The sequence below is a fragment of the Candidatus Bathyarchaeota archaeon genome (genome assembly GCA_025059045.1).
Taxonomy (GTDB): Archaea; Thermoproteota; Bathyarchaeia; order Bathyarchaeales; family DTEX01; genus JANXEA01.
In genome coordinates this window covers 33942-51168 of sequence record JANXEA010000005.1, presented here as the reverse complement: position 1 = coordinate 51168, position 17227 = coordinate 33942, and the positions used below count along the sequence as shown (strand labels likewise).

The window sequence follows — 17227 nt, the reverse complement described above, 5'->3', positions numbered from 1 at the left end:
GATACGCTGTGGAAAAGGGAACAGTCGAAGTATTGGGGTATAAGATACCAGTCTATTCTCTGAACACCGTGATAATTGGAAGCGGAGCCGCAGGGTTGAACTGCGCAGACCACCTATATGCCAATGGGCAAAGGGACATTGCTATAGTAACCGAGGATATATATGGTGGCACTTCAAGGAACACCGGATCGGATAAGCAGACCTACTACCGCTTATCTCTTGTCGGCAGGACTGGCGACAGCCCATATGAGATGGCGCAGGCTCTCTTTTCAGGGGGATGTATGCATGGGGACATCGCCCTTATAGAGGCGACACTTTCAATTCAAGAGTTCTATCATCTCGTCTCATTAGGCGTACCCTTCCCACATGATGAGTATGGCTCCTACGTAGGCTATAAGACGGATCATGATCCAAAGCAGCGTGGAACATCAGCCGGCCCGCTAACCTCCTACTATATGCATGAATGTTTACTTAGGCAGGTTAGGGCGAAGGGGATACCGATCTTTGACAAGCATGAGGCAGTGGCGCTATTTAGGCAGAGAGAAAGGGTTGTCGGGTTCCTCTGCATAAATAGAGAGGAAGTTGAATCAGAAAACTTTGGAATGGTTCTCTTCAACTGTACAAACCTAGTCCTCGCGACAGGCGGGCCCGCCGCCCTTTACAAGGCATCGGTATATCCCGAAGCACAGAGAGGAAGCACAGGATTGGCATTCGAGATTGGCGCAAGAGGAAGAAACCTAACAGAATGGCAATATGGGCTGGCCTCAGTGAAGTTTAGATGGAACGTTTCGGGAACCTATCAGCAGGTTATACCTAGATACATATCCACTGATAAGGAAGGACATGATGAAAAAGAGTTTCTAAATGAATTCTTTCCCTCCATAGGCAAGCTTGCCACATGCATATTTCTGAAAGGATATCAATGGCCATTCGATGCAAGGAGGATCCTGAACTACGGCTCTTCATTAATAGACCTCCTAGTATACCGTGAAACCGTAAAACTTGGAAGAAGAGTCTTCATGGACTTCACGAGAAATATCACAGGCTTCAAGTTTGAGGATCTGGAGAAGGAAGCTTATGAATATTTGGAGAAGTCTGACGCGCTATTCGGCACGCCTATCGAAAGGCTCATGAAGATGAACCCGCCAGCCGTAAAACTATACGCGGATCACGGTATAGACTTGACTAGGGAACCCCTAGAGGTAGCGGTCTGCGCGCAGCACAATAACGGCGGGCTCTCTGGAAATATATGGTGGGAGTCAAATATAAAGCACCTCTTTCCAATAGGAGAGGTCAACGGGACGCATGGAGTGTACAGGCCCGGAGGATCGGCACTTAACGCCGGGCAAGTTGGGGGATACCGGGCTGCACAATATATCGCCGCTAGGTATAGGGATCCGCCGCCCAAAATAGAGACGTTTCTCGAGATGATTAGGCCGAGGCTTGAGGATAAGATCAATCTTATGCGAAGGCTCACTGAAAGGATAGATCCAAAATCAAGATCCATTAAAGAGATAAAAAATGAGATTCAAGAGCGCATGACAAAGTATGCCGCCCATGTCCGTAGCCTAGAGGGGATAAGGCGGGCGCTAAAGGAAGCATATATGCTGAAAGAAAACCTGCAAAACCGTCTCGTCTTATCCTCGAAGAGAGAACTGCTTGACGCGCTTGAAGTAAAAGAGCTGACACTAACACACATTGTATATCTTGAGGCCATGAGAGAGTACTTGGAAAAAGGCGGAGGGAGCAGGGGCTCCTACATAATACTAGACCCTAACGGTGTTTGCCCACTAGAAAAGCTAGAACCAGAATGGCGCTTCAAACCCTATGACGAGTCCCTAATGGATAGAATCTGCGAAGTGTGGCTTGACGAGAACATGAGTGTTAAAACTGAATGGATAAAGGTTCGGCCGATCCCGACCTCTGAGGGATGGTTTGAAAAGGTCTGGCAAGAATATAGAGAGGACAGAATAATAAGGTGAAGAGTTCGTTTGGACCTGAGAGTAAAGAAGATCGATGAAGAACTAAAAAAGTTGAGAGAAAGGTTCGAAGCCAACCCGTCTGGAATCGAAGAAGCGGTAAGGGAAGAGTTTGGAATAGATCTCTCAGCACGTTATGTAGACATGGAATTAAGGAACCCGATAATACTTGCTCCCGGTCCACTTTCCCAGTATCCGGAGCAGATAGAACGCGCTATTAGGGCCGGGTTTGGGGCAATAGTTCTTAAATCGGTCGTGGGGGAGGATAAACATGGAAACGCGTCCATGCATTTCTTAAGAAGGAAGCCGACGTTCATGCGGTGGTTCTACGACAAGGATGATGTAAGCCGTCTCTACCCTATACTCCATTGGGACGGTGGGCTCGACCTGAGAACCCTCCCAGAATACCTAAAATTCGCCGAGAAAGCCCATAAAATCAGCGAGAAAACTGGCACGCCGATAATTGCCTCTATCCTCTGCCACCTACCATCATCTATTGAAGAAAAATGGAAAACTGAAGAATGGGTTTACACAGCCGAGAAACTATTCAATATCGGCTACAGCCACATCGAGATAGACTTCTGCCCCTTCATTAAAGGCGAAAATATAGCCAAGGATAAAGAGACCGTACTAAGATGGTATGAGGAATCCACAAGCCTCGTAAAAGAGGCATCAAGAGAGATCAAAGTAATCCCAAAACTACTAAACCTGGACTACGGTATAGACTTCCAAATCGAGATGGTTAAAGCGGCAAAGAAAGGAGGAGCAGACGGGATAACGATAGCAAACAGATTCTTCAGAACAATAGAAGACCCTGAAACTGGTAAGCAATACAGAACGGCCCATGGTGGGCGAGAGCTGAAAGAAACAAATATGAGACAAGTGTCAATGGCGGTATACCTGGGGATCCCGATAAGCGCAACAGGCGGAATATACAGAGGCAGAGATATAGTGGAATATCTTAGATCAGGCGCCCAAAACACCCAGATCCTAACCTACGTAATGAAGAACGGTTTCAATAAAGCCTTCATTAACCTACTTCTTGCCCCAACAGATGGACTAGTTGCCAATCTGCACTAAAGAAGCCCTCTATAAACGTATACTCCGCATATTCAGCCATGTAATATAAAAATCATCAGGTTTTCCTACGAAAAGATTTTCTAATGTGGATATATGAAACGTCTCTTCAGCGAAAGTTGCATATTTAATTGCTTCCACCGCGTTTATGATTGCTGATTAAAGGGAAGTCCAATCGGGTTCAGACCTTATATTTCCATAGAATGTTTGGTTTCTAACATTCCTTATAGGGCTATATAGGATCCCCCCTCTTCTAGGATTGTCCTCCTGAGTATAAATCACAATAGATTTTTCGTTCCAAACTATGACTTCATCTCTGCAGTCTCCATAAAAGTTCCAAACGTAAACTTTACTGCCCCACCTGCTATCCACATAATCTCTATTTGGAAACTCTACGACTAGATTTCCATAGCAGTCAAACAGCCCCTGGGGGGCGGCTATGAGCTCCACCCCGTCCCCAGTCCAGTTTACGGGGACCCATCCGTATACCCCGTCGAAGTGTGAAAAGAGTATCTCGCCTTCTGGGCTGAATAGGAATTGGTGGAGCCCTCCATGAAAAGTTTGACCGCAGATCAAAGGATATCCATACTTTGGATCGAAGTTTGCAGCCGACAAAACCTGGGCGTGACCTATATGCCACTTCCTCAGAATCCTCCCAGACAAAGCGTCTAGAAAATAGAATCCCCCACACTGGTTAGCGATAGCCAACAAGATTTTACCGTGATATTCGTAAAATACGGCACTGTCGCAGTGGTCGTATGCATCTAACTGCCACATCACACTGCCATCATGATCCAAAAGTGCGTCTCCAGCGAAGACCTCATCCCTACCATCCCTGTCCACGTCAAATACTGATGGTGAATGAATCAGTTTGCCAGCATAGTCCCATAGAGGTTCAAGGCTGACTGTGTAAGCCCACATATTATTATATCGGTCCTTTAGGATGAGATCCTTCCTATCTCCTGCTCCTCGGAGATTGCATGTGACTATGCAGTCACCTAATATTCTGTCGAAGAGAGTTTCAGGCCCCTCCATGTATCCGCCGCCCTTCCTTGAGCGCGGAGTCGTAGCACTATTAATGATTCTGCCGTCTTCGCCGTTCATCACTAGGATCTTAAAATTCATGCATGTGATAACTTCGTCTCTTCCATCATCATTTATGTCTGCCACATGCACTGGAAGATCGGATAAAGCTTCAAAATTCTCGGCATCTGGTTCCCCTATCTGCCAAAGAATAGATCCATCCAGGTTTATTGCGGTTAGACATGTGATCTGCCTATATATGTTGCCGGGTCCTATCCTCTCATTTTGCGCCGTAACAATCTCTGGCACGCCGTCCCCATTAAGGTCGCCTATTCTTATAAGTTTGCCCATGTAATCTCCTACACTTATGTGTCGCAGCAACCTTGGTTTTGGAACGGATTTAGGCAAAGATGGTTTTGAAGAGAGATTGACTCCAACTGGTACGCCTCTTTTTATGGTGATTCGCCTCACGTAGACTTCTCCCTTGCCCATGCCGCGCAGTGTTAGTCTCATGAATTTTGTTCCTGGAAAAGGCTTGAAGAAGCCCAGCGAGGTAATCCAATCGCTTCTCCCTGTCAACGCGATCTCGCCAGATCTCCATGATCCTAGATCAAGACGGATAAAGGGCTCGCCGGGGTCACCGAATCGCCAACTATCAAACCTTACATTGACTGGCCTTGTATCCGCATCAAGGGCTTCAAGCTTCATCATGAAGAATGAGTAGCCTCTAGGCCCATAGCTCCTTTCCTTAAAGGAATGTTTAGACTCCAGCTCAATAGTATAATGTTCATCACTATTTACAAGTAAGAGCGGCTTGTAAGAGATCTCCCAAAAGGTAGTTCCGCTAACGATCCTCAATCCGCAGTCTTCATCGATGCTCAGGCATACTGGGCATTTTTCGCTTACAATCCACCCCCTGAATTCCTTCCTAAAGTCTAAATCTACGGCGCCCTTTGACAAATTTAAAGATTCCATACTGAAATGTTTTCAGATCTAAACTATTTTAGTTCTTCTATGCGGCTGAGAAGTAAGATTGAATGTTTATGCTAGCTTTTTAATGTCGAAGGTGATAATTTAGATTTGGCTGAGGAGTAATGAGCGGAGCATCTGAAGACGAGATTGAATCCTTATTGAAGGGTAAGACGCTTATGGTTTACTGGTTTCTCCTGAGAACGCAGAAGTTGCCTGTCGGTGTCCGTGAAATCCAACGTGAGCTGGGTTTTTCCAGCCCAAGCGTTGCGGCGCATCACCTAGAGAAGTTGGTGTCCCTGGGCCTAGTTAATAAGAATCTGAGAGGAGAATATTTCCTTGCCCGGGAAGTTAAAGTGGGAGTTTTAAGGCTGTTCACGAGGATAGGACGATTCATGGTTCCACGCTACCTCTTCTACTCAGTCTGGTTCACAACCATGCTAATAACCTACATCATACTTTACGGTCATAGTGGTAGCATACATAACATGGTGGCATTGATTTTCGGCTTCTCCGCCTGCATCATACTCTGGTTTGAGACTCTTAGACTCTGGTTGGAGAGACCATTATGATTTCAATCCGTTTTTAAACCACTTCTAACGTGGAACACTTATTCTTCGAAATCATTAAAACGGAAAAATAACCTTAATTAATTGGGCCTCATCTTCTCTCACCTATGGAATTCAGGGCGAGGGTGGAAGTAAACCTTAAGCCGGGCCATTCCGATCCTGAGGGCGAGACGACTCGAGAATCACTTTTGGAGCTGAAGTACCCTGTAAAGGCTGTGAGAGTAGGTAAAGTCTATGAAATAGTGGTAGAGGCGTCATCCCTCAGCGAAGCTGAGAAGATTGTTGAAGAGATGTGCCTAAGGCTACTAGCAAACCCTGTCAAAGATGATTTCAATTTCCGGATAGAGGAAGCTGAATGACTCGTAAGTTATACATAAGGAGAAATGTGCCATTCGAACTTTACGAGATCGATATTCTCGAGGCTGGAGAGAATGAGATCTGTGGGATAAGCGAGGAGATGGGTCTAGCCCTAAACTTGGAGGAAATGAAGGCCATAAAGGAATATTTCAAGGCCAAGCGTAGGAACCCAACTGACGTTGAGCTTCAGACGATAGGGCAGACGTGGTCTGAGCATTGCTTCCATAAAACCTTTAAGGGCAAGGTCATCACGTCTGATGGGAGGACAATCGACTCCCTCTTCAAAACCTTCATTGCAAGCGTCACCAAAGAGCTCAACCCCTCATGGTGTATCTCAGTCTTCGAGGATAACGCTGGGATTATTGAATTCGAGACTGGATGGGCAGTCGCCGCCAAAGTTGAAACTCATAATCACCCCTCAGCTATTGAACCGTTCGGCGGAGCTGCGACAGGAGTTGGGGGCGTCATCAGAGATGTTCTCGGCGTCTGGGCTGACCCGATAGCGTGCACAGATGTTTTAGGATTCGGTCCGCTAGACTATGACTTTAAAAGGCTTCCACCTGGAACAAAGCATCCTAGATACGTGTTCCGAGGCGTTATCGCAGGGATCGGCCATTATGGCAACAACATGGGCATCCCAACAGTTAACGGAGCCATATACTTCGATGAGAGCTATGTGGGGAACGTAGTAGTATATTGTGGATGCATTGGCATTCTGCCCACAAATAAGTATGTGAAGAATGCTAAGCCTGGGGATCACCTGGTACTTGCAGGTGGCAGAACTGGGAGAGATGGTATTCACGGCGTAACGTTCGCCTCGCTTGAGCTGACTGAAGAATCGGAGAAGGTCTCACGTCCAGCTGTCCAAATAGCCAACCCGATAGAAGAGGAGAAGCTCAAACGAGCTATAATTGCGATAAGAGACCTAAACCTCGCATCATCAATTACTGATCTGGGCGGGGGAGGCCTATCAAGCGCCGTCGGGGAAACCGCGCATAAATTCGGATGCGGAGCCACTGTTGATCTGGATAGGGTTCCACTGAAATATCTGAATATACCCCCATGGGAGATCTACATATCCGAGTCCCAGGAGAGAATGTTACTAACTGTTCCAGAACCTAGTTTGGATGCTGTTCTAGAGATTTTTTCGTCAGAGGAAATTGAGGCAACATCAATAGGTAGACTAACGTCTGATAGGGTTCTCCGCATAAATTACATGGGAATAAAGGTTGCGGAGCTTGACATTGATTTCCTATTCAGTCCACCTGCGGTTAAGAGATATGCGGAATGGAAAGAGCCTGCGCTTGTCGAGCCGTGTTTCCCGGAGCCTAACGATCTAACAAATGAATTGCTTAAGGTGCTATCCTATCCGAATATTGCGAGCCGCGAATCAGTGATAAGGACCTATGACCATGAAGTTAAGGGTAACACTGTTCTGAAGCCCCTATGCGGCAGAAATAATGGTCCAAGCGACGCCGCCGTCCTCAAGCCGCTGAGAAACTCTTGGAGGGGGCTTGTAATATCGTGCGGAATAAACCCGAATTACGGAAAGATCGATCCATACTGGATGGCCGCGTCCGCTATCGATGAAGCTATAAGAAATAATTTATCTGTTGGAGGGAGAAGAATCGCCCTCCTTGACAACTTTGTCTGGGGAAGCCCGGAGAAGCCGGATAGGCTTGGGGCGCTGGTCAGAGCCTGTGAAGCTTGCTACGAGTATGCAAAAGGTTTCGGCACCCCATTCATCTCTGGGAAAGACAGTTTATATAATGAGTCTCCGCTGGGACCAGTGACGCCTACCCTGCTAATAACAGGCATAGGGGTTATCCCTGACATTAGAAACACGGTCTCACCAGACGTAAAGGCTCCTGGAGATTTAATCTACATTCTCGGCAGAACTTACCCTGAACTTGGCGGCTCCGCATACTATAGTATTCATGGATATCTTGGAAAAAGTGTGCCTAAGGTTAGGCTTGAAGAGGCGAAAAGAACCTTTGAACTATTGACACATGCAATAGATGCTGGAGTGGTACGTGCCTGCCATGACATATCGGATGGAGGACTTGCGGTAGCCGCGGCTGAGATGGCCTTTTCAGGAAACTATGGTATAGAGATCCATCTCGCAAGTGTTCCAAGATCACGCGAGTTATCTAGAAATGATCATGTCCTCTTCTCAGAGTCTAACAGTCGATTCCTTTTGGAAGTGCCTCAAAGGATGAAGGAAAAATTCGAAGAAATTATGGATGGCTGCATTATGGGTTTAGTAGGCAGAGTAATGAGAAGAAATACTCTTAAAATTATCGGCCTTGATGGGAGAGTTGCGGTCGAGTCCCCATTAGGGGATCTCTACAATGCATGGAATAGGACGCTTGGAGGTTGATGTTATGGAAAGGTCTGAAGTCAAGGTTTGTATTGTGAGAGTTGGCGGGACTAATTGTGATGAGGAGACAAAGAGGGCCTTCGAAGATTTAGGTGTAGTGGCGGAAATAGTCCACCTTAATAGGCTGATTAAGGGGGCGAGGCTCAGCGACTATGAAATGCTAGTGATCCCAGGAGGCTTCTCCTACGGAGATTATGTGCGGGCTGGGGCGATACTGGCTAAGAGACTGATGGCTAGGATCAGAGGCGACCTACTAACCTTCGTAGAAAGCGGTAAACCAGTCTTAGGCATATGCAACGGTTTCCAAGTGCTGGTAGAATGTGGACTGCTTCCAGGCTTTGATGGTGTAAGCGATCTTCCTGAGGCCGCCCTAGCCACAAACTCTCCCATTGGCTACAGGTGTAGATGGGTGTTTCTTAGGCATGAGAATAACGGTCGATGCATATTCACACGGGTGGTGCCTAATGGAAAAGTTCTGAGGATGCCGGTCGCGCATGCTGAGGGAAGATTTGTTTTTCCAAGAGAGCGGGAAGAAGAGCTGCTGAAGAGGCTTCTCTCTCAGGATCAGCTAGTCTTCAGGTACTGCACTGAAGATGGGTCGCCAGCATTTGGCGCATACCCTTGGAATCCTAACGGCTCCTTCTATGATATTGCAGGAGTATGTAATAGGGACGGCACAGTTTTCGGTCTAATGCCGCATCCTGAAAGAGCTTATTATGGGTGGCAACTTCCAGACTGGACGAGAAAGGGAAAAGCTCCACCCTACGGAGACGGTAGAGCCATCTTCAGATCGGCCATAGAATATATCATATCTAACTTCTAGGGATTAGATGGGAGGCATGACAGTCCTTCTTTTCTTAGGGTCCAACCTCAACCAGTCATTAAATTCCTTCGAAGGAGGCTCTTCCTCGTAAAGCTTCTTTCTGGAAGCCTCAAGAAGACGGTTATTTTCACCCAAAAACTCTGCCGCCGTAACTATTCTATGACCCACACTTTCAGCCGCCTCAAAAACGGGCATAATCTTCTCCCTCCACCCTCCATCCCTGAGAATATGATGATCAAGAATAACTGTGGGGATTCTCGAGACTAGGATTTTGAGGTTCATCAATGCCGACTTGAATGATTCCACATCTTCGCTGAAATTTGTTAGATATGTTGGTGGACCACCAATGACCGCAAGTCTTGGCGTCTCAGCTAAGATGATGTCAACAGTCTTCTGGCATATGGGACCCTGTACATCAGGAGCGAGTAGCACTCTATCCCCATCATATTCGATCGTAACCATGAGGAGCCAGCCTAGCTCGGATTCCTCCCGCCCGTGAAAGACCGGCTCCGAAAACCGGATGCATGTCTCCCCAAACCTGAAAGACCTTCCATCAGCAAATTCGAGCCGTGCGGCGTTCTTGCCGCCTGTCCTCGCGAACATCCATCCGCGTTGCCTCTGGCTTGCATTAACCTTGCTCTTATAACTTTTTGCAAAAATAACTTTTCCCCCATAGATCTTTTCTGCAATCTTTCCTGTTGACCAAGTGTTTGCCCAATCCGTGTACGAGGGTGTATGGTGGTCAAAATGATAATGGCTTACCGTAATTATCTCAGATCTTCCAGAAAACTTTAGAATGAGGTTTCTTCTCTCCCTAAGCGCCTCATACTCTTTTGGATGCGGGGGTAGGCCGAAACGGTTAGGGCCTAGGGCGACACCAGCATCCAAAAGAATTCTTAGGTCCCCGGTTTCGACATACGTGCACATAGAACGTACACCGAAGCTTTCAAAGGCCAAGGGAAGAACTCTGATCTTATCCCCTTTACCCATGTTAAGCGCTACCGCCCTCTCCCTAATCGAATGAGACGGTATAGAATAAGCCTTTCTCAGTCAAAAACAAAATCTAGTTCCATGTGAGGATCTAGATATTAAAAAAATAAAGGGGAATGAAGAATCTATCCTTTCCTGCGTAGCATGAAAGCGACGGCAAACCCTACAATTAGGCCGACGACTACGCCCGCACCAAGACCCATGTATAGGTTGTTGGAGGCCTGAGTCTGCCAGCTTGACACTTGTCCTTGCAGGCTGCTCACTTGACCTTGGAGACTACCGATTTGACTGTTGAGGCTTGAAATTTGGCTTTGCAGGCTTGAAATCTGTGAATTGAGCAGTATTATCCTCTCGTATGGTCCAGCCTCCTCTCTAAACATTAATGCTCGGTCGTAATACATGGTGAGGTTTGCTATTTCCTCCATTGTGACTCCCATGTATTTAACAGTCAATTTGTAGACGCCGCTTGTGAAGTTGAAAACGGCTACTCCCGAGGCATTGGTCTGCTTGGTCTGCCCAGCAATTGTTACCTCTGCGCCCGATATGGCAGTAGAGTTCGTCCACTGCAGGGTAACCCTCAAGGTGACTAAGATCTCTCCGAAGCAGTAGACTACACCGTCCTCATGCCCAATGATCAGTCTATTATTGACTATTGCGCCGTGAGCCCAGCACTCAGTAATATTCGTCTTTTCAGTCAGGTAGCTCCATACTATCTTACCAGTCTTAGCATCTAGCGCGTAAACCTGTCCATTCATAGCTGCGAAGTAGACTAAACCGTTACCAGAGACAACGGGCAGCGAATACCATGAACCAGTAACCCCTGTTGTGAAGTTCCATATCTGCTCTCCAGTAGTAATGTTAAATGCTTGTACAACCCCGTCCTCCCTCCCTGCGAGATAAGCGACACCTCCAGCGACCGCTAATCCCCCGCGGACCTTAAATACCCCTGTAATATTCCTGACTGATGCTAATGTTGGCAGGCTGAAGATTCCAATCCTACCATCCGTTGCCTGGTTAACCACTAACACAAGGTCTCCTGAGACTACGACGTAGCGGTAGATGTCTGCACCCATGCTCACGTTCCTCTCTATGACGCCTGAGACAAAATCGATCATATAGACCCTATCATCATCATTGCCTATGAGCACCTTCCCTTCGGAGATTGCTGGCCCCCCTCTAATGTCCCTTCCAGTAACTGCGGACCAGATAAGCCGACCTGTCTTGCTGTCCAAGCAGTATACCGTGCCATTCCCTCTTGTTCCGAAGATTACTCTGCCACCTGCAACTACAGATCCGCCGTATAATTCGAATGGAGTCGTGAAGTTCCATATAAGCGCCCCAGTTGTTGCGTTAAGACAGTAGAATGTCCTGTCCCTAGAGCCAAAGTATACCATGCCGTCGGCAACCGCCGGATCTGACCGGACATCATGCCCCGTCTCAAATTTCCATAGCTGCTCTCCGGTTGTTAGGTTAATTGCATAGAGGCAGTTGTCATCAGATCCAACGTATACAATCCCACCTGCTACTGCAACACCAGATCTTATCGGCCCGCCAGTCCTAAATGTCCATAAGGTCTTGTTTGATACGGGTCCCTTCGCATCCGTATAGCCTGTCCTGTAAACGTTTCCCATGCCCATGGGCCACTCATAAACGACTTCTTCTCCTGGTACTGGAGGTTCCTCCTCTGGTGCCTTCTTTCCGAAGCAGTAGACTACACCGTCCTCATGCCCAATGATAAACCTGTCATCCACCACTGCGCCAATCGCCCAAAGTGGCGTGCCGGCCGTCGCATTGGTCCGATAGCTCCACACCATCCTGCCGCTCCTCGCGTCTAGCGCGTAGATGTATCCGTCAACAGCGGCAAAGTAGACGAGTCCATTGCCGGAAATGATTGGGAATGTCCATGATGTTGCACTGGGTGTTACCGTGAAGCTCCACAATAGGTCTCCAGTTGAAGAGTTATACGCGTATAATGATCCTCGGTCTCTACCCTGGACTACAAGCAGTGTCCCAGAGACTGCAATGCCATGGGTCTTATCTGGAATAGTTATTCTCCTAACTTCAGTGTGCGGGAGCGGGGTTGCCAAGTTAAAGATTATGGTTAAGTTGTCCTCCATTGCAACGTATAACAGCCCCTCGGATATGACCGCATAACCTGCGAAGTCCCCTCCTAAAGCCATTCTATCCCCAGCCGTCCATGTACCAGTGGCCATGTAGACTACGTAAAGCATGTTTCTGTCATTGCCAACATAGATCCTGTCACCATAAATTGTAACTCCGCCGACGATAGGGTTGTCATGAAGGTTGCATGGAGACCATATGGGCTCTCCAGACGTCGCATTCACACAATAAACATACATGCCAACGTTGAATACCACTCTGCCACCATCTATCGCTGGACCACAGTATATTGCACCCCCATATATCGCGCTATAGTTCCAAAGCCTTTTACCTGTCGCCGCCTCTAGGCAGTAAAGGTTTGGAGGGGTCTCCGTTGAGAGGAAGTACACTCTTCCATCCGCCACCGCTGGTTCAGCGGTTACGTTGCCCGCTGTCTGGAACTTCCAGATCATCTTTCCATTTGTGAGGTTAAGGGCATATAAGCAGCCGTCATTGGAGCCTACGTAGACTACGCCGCCGACAACGGCTACACCTGACCTGATCGGCCCACCTGTCTGGAAGGTCCATGCGGTCTCATTTTTTACTGGTCCAGAAGCAGGCGTATAATTGGTTCTAGATATGCTCCTGCCTCCCATGGGCCAAGGATATAGGATCAGCTGGCTTCCTAGGCTAGGCTTTGCAAGCAGAGCGATTGTCGAGGCTAGAAGTATGCCCATCAGAAGTGCTGCTGCTCCATTATTAATTGCTCTTTTATCCATCTCTTCCAAACCCCTATTTCTTATCAAAAATTAGCATTTCTATTTTCATCCCTTCTACCTTATATTATTAACGGTGAAATCTACGGCCATTTTTAAAGAAACTTTTAAATCCTAATTCTTTCACATTAGAATATGAAATTTTAGTGTGAGGAGCGTGCATTCTACGGCTAAGTGCAGATTTTCAGCCGCAATGGCAATTCTGCTTCCGACTCTAATCCTAACCGTGGCAATTATGTCCCATTGTAATTTGGTCTCATCGTTTTCATTTCAAAATTTGGATGAAGTTTCAAAGGTTAAGTACTCTTGGCCTTGCTTCCATTATGACTTAGCTAACACTGGCTACTCTGATAGCCCAGCGCCTAGAAAAGGCAGTCTTTTATGGAACCTGACAATAGGAGATGTGCCGGAAGGAGGCCCAGCTGTTTATGATGGCGTAATCTATGTGGCAACGGCCGCTGGGTCCGATTCCAGCGTATATGCAATAGACTTGATTACAGGGAAGATATTGTGGCGTCGAGTAACTGGAACAACCATGCGCGGAGCGCCTGCTGTAGCCGAAGGAAAGGTCTTCGCAGGATGTGAAGATGGTAGACTCTACTGCTTGGATGCCGCCACTGGAAGGATATTGTGGACATTCTCAACTTATGACAAAATCTCCCGTGCTCATCCAAAGTTCGTTAACGGAATGGTTATAGTGGCCTCCTGTGATCATACAATATATGCATTAAACGCCTCCGAGGTAGAAATGGCTGAGGAGAAGAGGATTATATGGGCGTTTAATACTGGAGGTCAAGTTCGAGGCACTCCAGCCATCGTCGGCGGAAAGGTCTACATGGGTTCAAGCAGCAAAAAAGTTTACTGCTTAGACCTCTTAACCGGAACTGAGATCTGGAGGTTCCAGAGCCCAACAGATCCAAAGGATTTCAGAGGATCCCCCACAGTTGCTTATGGGAAAGTTTACATAGGATCCGACGACCAATACGTCTACGCTTTAGACATGAATACTGGTGAGCAGAAATGGAGGTTTAAGACAGGCGGGATGGTAAGGAGCACTCCAGCAGCGGCTTATGGGAAAATCTACATTCTTTCAGCTGACGGGTATGTATACTGCCTAAACGCTGAAACTGGAGAACAAGTATGGAGATTCAATACTGGCGGATCCATCGCAGGGGATTTTTCTTACTCCTCAGCGAGCGTGGCGGATGGGCTTGTTTTCATCGGGTCGTCTAATGATGTATTATACTGCCTAAATGCAACGACAGGCGACGTTGTCTGGAGTTATCAGACTGGCGGAGACATACGTGGTGCCCCTGCGATTGTAGGCGGCCTCCTTATTGTTGGATCGATGGATGATAACTTGTACGTCTTTGGCGAGCTTTACACAGGGCCAAAGGCTTCCTTCACCTTCTCGCCGACCAACCCGCTGGCAGGCGAAGCGGTAACTTTCAACGCATCAGCATCCCAACCGAACGTTGTTAAATATACATGGAACTTTGGGGATGGGAACGTAACTACAGTCTCTGTTCCAACGATCATCCATATATTCGCGGCAGAAGGGCAATATAATGTGACACTTACTGTTGAGGACTATAGGGGCGGGACGGATAGGATATCCGCGCAAGTTACAGTTTCCCCGAAGAAAAGCTCGTTCGATCCATACCTGATAGCTGGCATCGGTGTCGTCGCAGTTATAGCGGTCACCGTGATCTTCGCGGTTGTTCGAAGAAAGAAATAGGGGATAAGCGCCTTTTTTCTACCATTTTTTAGGATGATCATGCGTTAAATAAATGACATATGGCTCGTTAATCTTATAAGGTGGCGGATTAAAGATTTTTAAGGGGGATATGTTGAGCGAAGAATATAAGGTTGGTAAGGGGCTCACACTAAAGGTTTTGGCTATAGGCCTGCTTTTGGTGATCATTATAACTGGGTACCATAACCTTATAATCAGAAATTTCGCTGAAGGGATAGTCCAATTATTAAGGTATGATAATATTCGAGAGGTTTACCAAACAGATAGATATTTTTACCGCGTGGCAAGTAGCTGGCCCATTTCCATAGGTTTCTTTATGACAGTAAACCTTCTCGCTGCATATCTCATAAAAAATTTAAGAAAAAAACCGTTGTCACCGGAACTTGTTATATTCTCCATAATGTTGTCCACATGCTTCTTCTATAATTTCATTCATGGACCAAACTGCTCTGACTGGGGCAAATGCTGGGACTACAATGTAATCGGGTTGGCTGCATATTGGCATAGGGCCTCAAGCGGAATATGGACGATGATACCATCCTTGATATCCCCTAAAGATCCTTCTGTATACTCTGCTGTCGTGCCTGTGTCGACGTGGTCAATTCACCCAGCATTCTATCCATCGATGGTCTGGTCCATCTTATACTATACTTCAATGACAATGGCGTTCCTATCCCTCTCCATGATCCTCAAGATAATTTGGTTTGATGTTGAAAATATCCCATCACTCTGGGCTGAAATACAGGCTGGAGCAATATCCCTGGTTCAAACAGAAAACGTGGATGGTGGTGGAAAGGTTGGTAAAGTTAAGTGGTTTATGATAGGCTTCTTGATATCTGCAGCCTACGCGATTTTGGCCCATGGATATGGAGTCTACGCAGCACTGATTAATCCGGTCCAAGCTGGACCTGTAACAGAATATAATGGTTTCCTTTTCGGTACACCCATAAGAATTGCTCCCGTCTTTGATCTTACACCACTGGGACTCCTACCTTGGGTCCCGCTCTTCGTATCCTTTATGCCGCATCATTTGGGTTTTGCCTATCTTCTTCCCATAGATGTTTCCCTCTCCTGCCTCATAGGGTATTTCATCTTCATGATGCTTATCCCAGTAACCTTCTCACAAATCGGTATGTTCCCATCATCCTCCTCTGGATACGCTTGGCCCGATGTCTCAAAAAGAATGCTCTACGAGTCGTATGTTGGCGGGAGCTGGGCAAGAGGAATATATACGGTTCTGCCTATAGGCATGCTGCTGGCCATAGTGATATACCCGCTCTACGTGAATAGGAAGCGTGTTAAGAGAATATTCCGATCGGCTTTTGGAAAACCCGATCCAGAGTTGGAAGCTCTGTCACCGCTCCCGTTGAGAATAGTGGTCACCTTAATGATCTGTTCAATGATTGTGTGGTTCTCATGCTGGATAGCACTTGAAGCAGACGTAAAGATCATAATCTTAACTCTATTGATTAATACACTAATCGTGATAGGGGCGACGAGAGTAGTGGTATATACTGGGGGGAACCATTTTCTAAATACAGTGAGCGGTTATGGGGCATACTTCGGTAGGGGGCCATGGAAGTTTGCAGGCGGCTTCTCATTACTTTACTTTGGTCCAAAGGCAACCCCAACCCCTGCCGGATGGGCCACAACAGCCGTAGCGGGTATGCGAACGTTAGATGGATGGATGGACAGGCAGATCGAGCAGATGGCCTTCTCCTTATATAATTTTAGAATCGGCAATGCATTAAATCTGAGAAAAAGAGACGTGGGGCTTGCTCTTCTAGTCACGTTTCTTGTAATGCCTATTGTGGCGACACCCTTCGCTGTTCTCAGATTCCATATCTGGCCATTCTATGAAGGAGGACCATTAGGTATGCCACATGGATCCGTGAGCATATACACTAACGCGTTGAGTAATGTTTATGGAAAACTCCGTTCAGGAGACTGGGACGACGAAACCGTTCGATTCCAGTTTGCTAACATATACAAGCTCGGAACGCAGGGAATAATCCAGATTTTCGGCTATCTGACGTTAGGGTTTGCAATTGTATCGCTAATCTATTTTGCGAGGAGAAGGCTACCATGGCTTAGACTGCTTCCAGAAGGAATACTTATAGGAATATTTATGGGAGAAAGTTGCGTCATCCCAGCTCTATTCGTCGGGCTAATTCTCAAATACCTAACATTCAAGGCCGGTCTAGTTGAAGATTATAACAACAAGATATCGCCCTTGTGCATGGGGCTCGTCGTAGGCTTCTTTGTGCCGATATCAATACTATGGTTCCTAATAGCGTTTTACAGCTACCCCACATACTGGCTTTATCAACTCTCACGAGTATGACTTAGCATGGTATCATGATGTCCCGAAAAATCTTAATATTACAGCCTCACAGGATACTTGTTTCATCCATTCTATTAATACTCA

11 protein-coding genes are annotated in these 17227 nt (G+C 46.9%); 8 read left to right on the top strand and 3 right to left on the bottom strand.

Translation table 11 applies throughout. The annotated features are described in order from the left end of the window. Nucleotides 1–8 precede the first annotated feature (8 nt). On the top strand, nt 9–1982 hold the full coding sequence (locus NZ952_00975) for an FAD-binding protein (GenBank protein MCS7119773.1): 1974 nt from the start codon (nt 9–11) through the stop codon (nt 1980–1982). Nucleotides 1983–1991: 9 nt separating this feature from the next. Then, nucleotides 1992–3059 carry a hypothetical protein gene (locus tag NZ952_00970; GenBank protein MCS7119772.1) on the top strand — a complete coding sequence of 356 codons (1068 nt, stop codon included), beginning with the start codon at nt 1992–1994 and terminating at the stop codon, nt 3057–3059. 156 nt (nt 3060–3215) lie between these two features. Here NZ952_00970 and NZ952_00965 read toward each other — a convergent pair whose 3' ends face one another. Then, nucleotides 3216–5039: a hypothetical protein gene (locus NZ952_00965; GenBank protein MCS7119771.1), complete on the bottom strand. Its 1824-nt coding sequence runs from the start codon at nt 5037–5039 to the stop codon at nt 3216–3218. A 134-nt stretch (nt 5040–5173) separates the two neighbouring features. Between NZ952_00965 and NZ952_00960 the strand changes: the two genes are divergently transcribed. From NZ952_00960 to purQ, 4 genes are all read left to right on the top strand, one after another. Next, on the top strand, nt 5174–5620 hold the full coding sequence (locus NZ952_00960; protein MCS7119770.1) for a hypothetical protein: 447 nt from the start codon (nt 5174–5176) through the stop codon (nt 5618–5620). Nucleotides 5621–5742: 122 nt separating this feature from the next. Further along, entirely contained in the window at nt 5743–5976 is a 234-nt protein-coding gene (gene purS, locus NZ952_00955) for a phosphoribosylformylglycinamidine synthase subunit PurS (GenBank protein MCS7119769.1), read from the top strand. Then, nucleotides 5973–8354 (top strand): phosphoribosylformylglycinamidine synthase subunit PurL, encoded by a 2382-nt coding sequence (purL, locus tag NZ952_00950; GenBank protein MCS7119768.1) that lies wholly within the window; start codon nt 5973–5975, stop codon nt 8352–8354. The genes purS and purL overlap by 4 nt, the downstream gene beginning before the upstream one ends. Then, nucleotides 8326–9177 carry a phosphoribosylformylglycinamidine synthase subunit PurQ gene (purQ, locus tag NZ952_00945; protein ID MCS7119767.1) on the top strand — a complete coding sequence of 284 codons (852 nt, stop codon included), beginning with the start codon at nt 8326–8328 and terminating at the stop codon, nt 9175–9177. Before purL ends, purQ begins: the two co-directional genes overlap by 29 nt. A 3-nt stretch (nt 9178–9180) precedes the next feature. Here purQ and NZ952_00940 read toward each other — a convergent pair whose 3' ends face one another. Beyond that, nucleotides 9181–10167 (bottom strand): hypothetical protein, encoded by a 987-nt coding sequence (locus tag NZ952_00940; GenBank protein MCS7119766.1) that lies wholly within the window; start codon nt 10165–10167, stop codon nt 9181–9183. A gap of 125 nt (nt 10168–10292) precedes the next feature. Continuing rightward, nucleotides 10293–13046 (bottom strand): PQQ-binding-like beta-propeller repeat protein, encoded by a 2754-nt coding sequence (locus NZ952_00935; GenBank protein MCS7119765.1) that lies wholly within the window; start codon nt 13044–13046, stop codon nt 10293–10295. A 232-nt stretch (nt 13047–13278) separates the two neighbouring features. Here NZ952_00935 and NZ952_00930 point away from each other — a divergent pair, with 232 nt between their 5' ends. Then, a complete protein-coding gene (locus NZ952_00930) occupies nt 13279–14781 on the top strand; it encodes a PQQ-binding-like beta-propeller repeat protein (protein ID MCS7119764.1) in 1503 nt (500 codons plus the stop codon). Between the two features lie 112 nt (nt 14782–14893). Then, on the top strand, nt 14894–17143 hold the full coding sequence (locus NZ952_00925) for a hypothetical protein (protein MCS7119763.1): 2250 nt from the start codon (nt 14894–14896) through the stop codon (nt 17141–17143). Nucleotides 17144–17227: the final 84 nt, after the last annotated feature.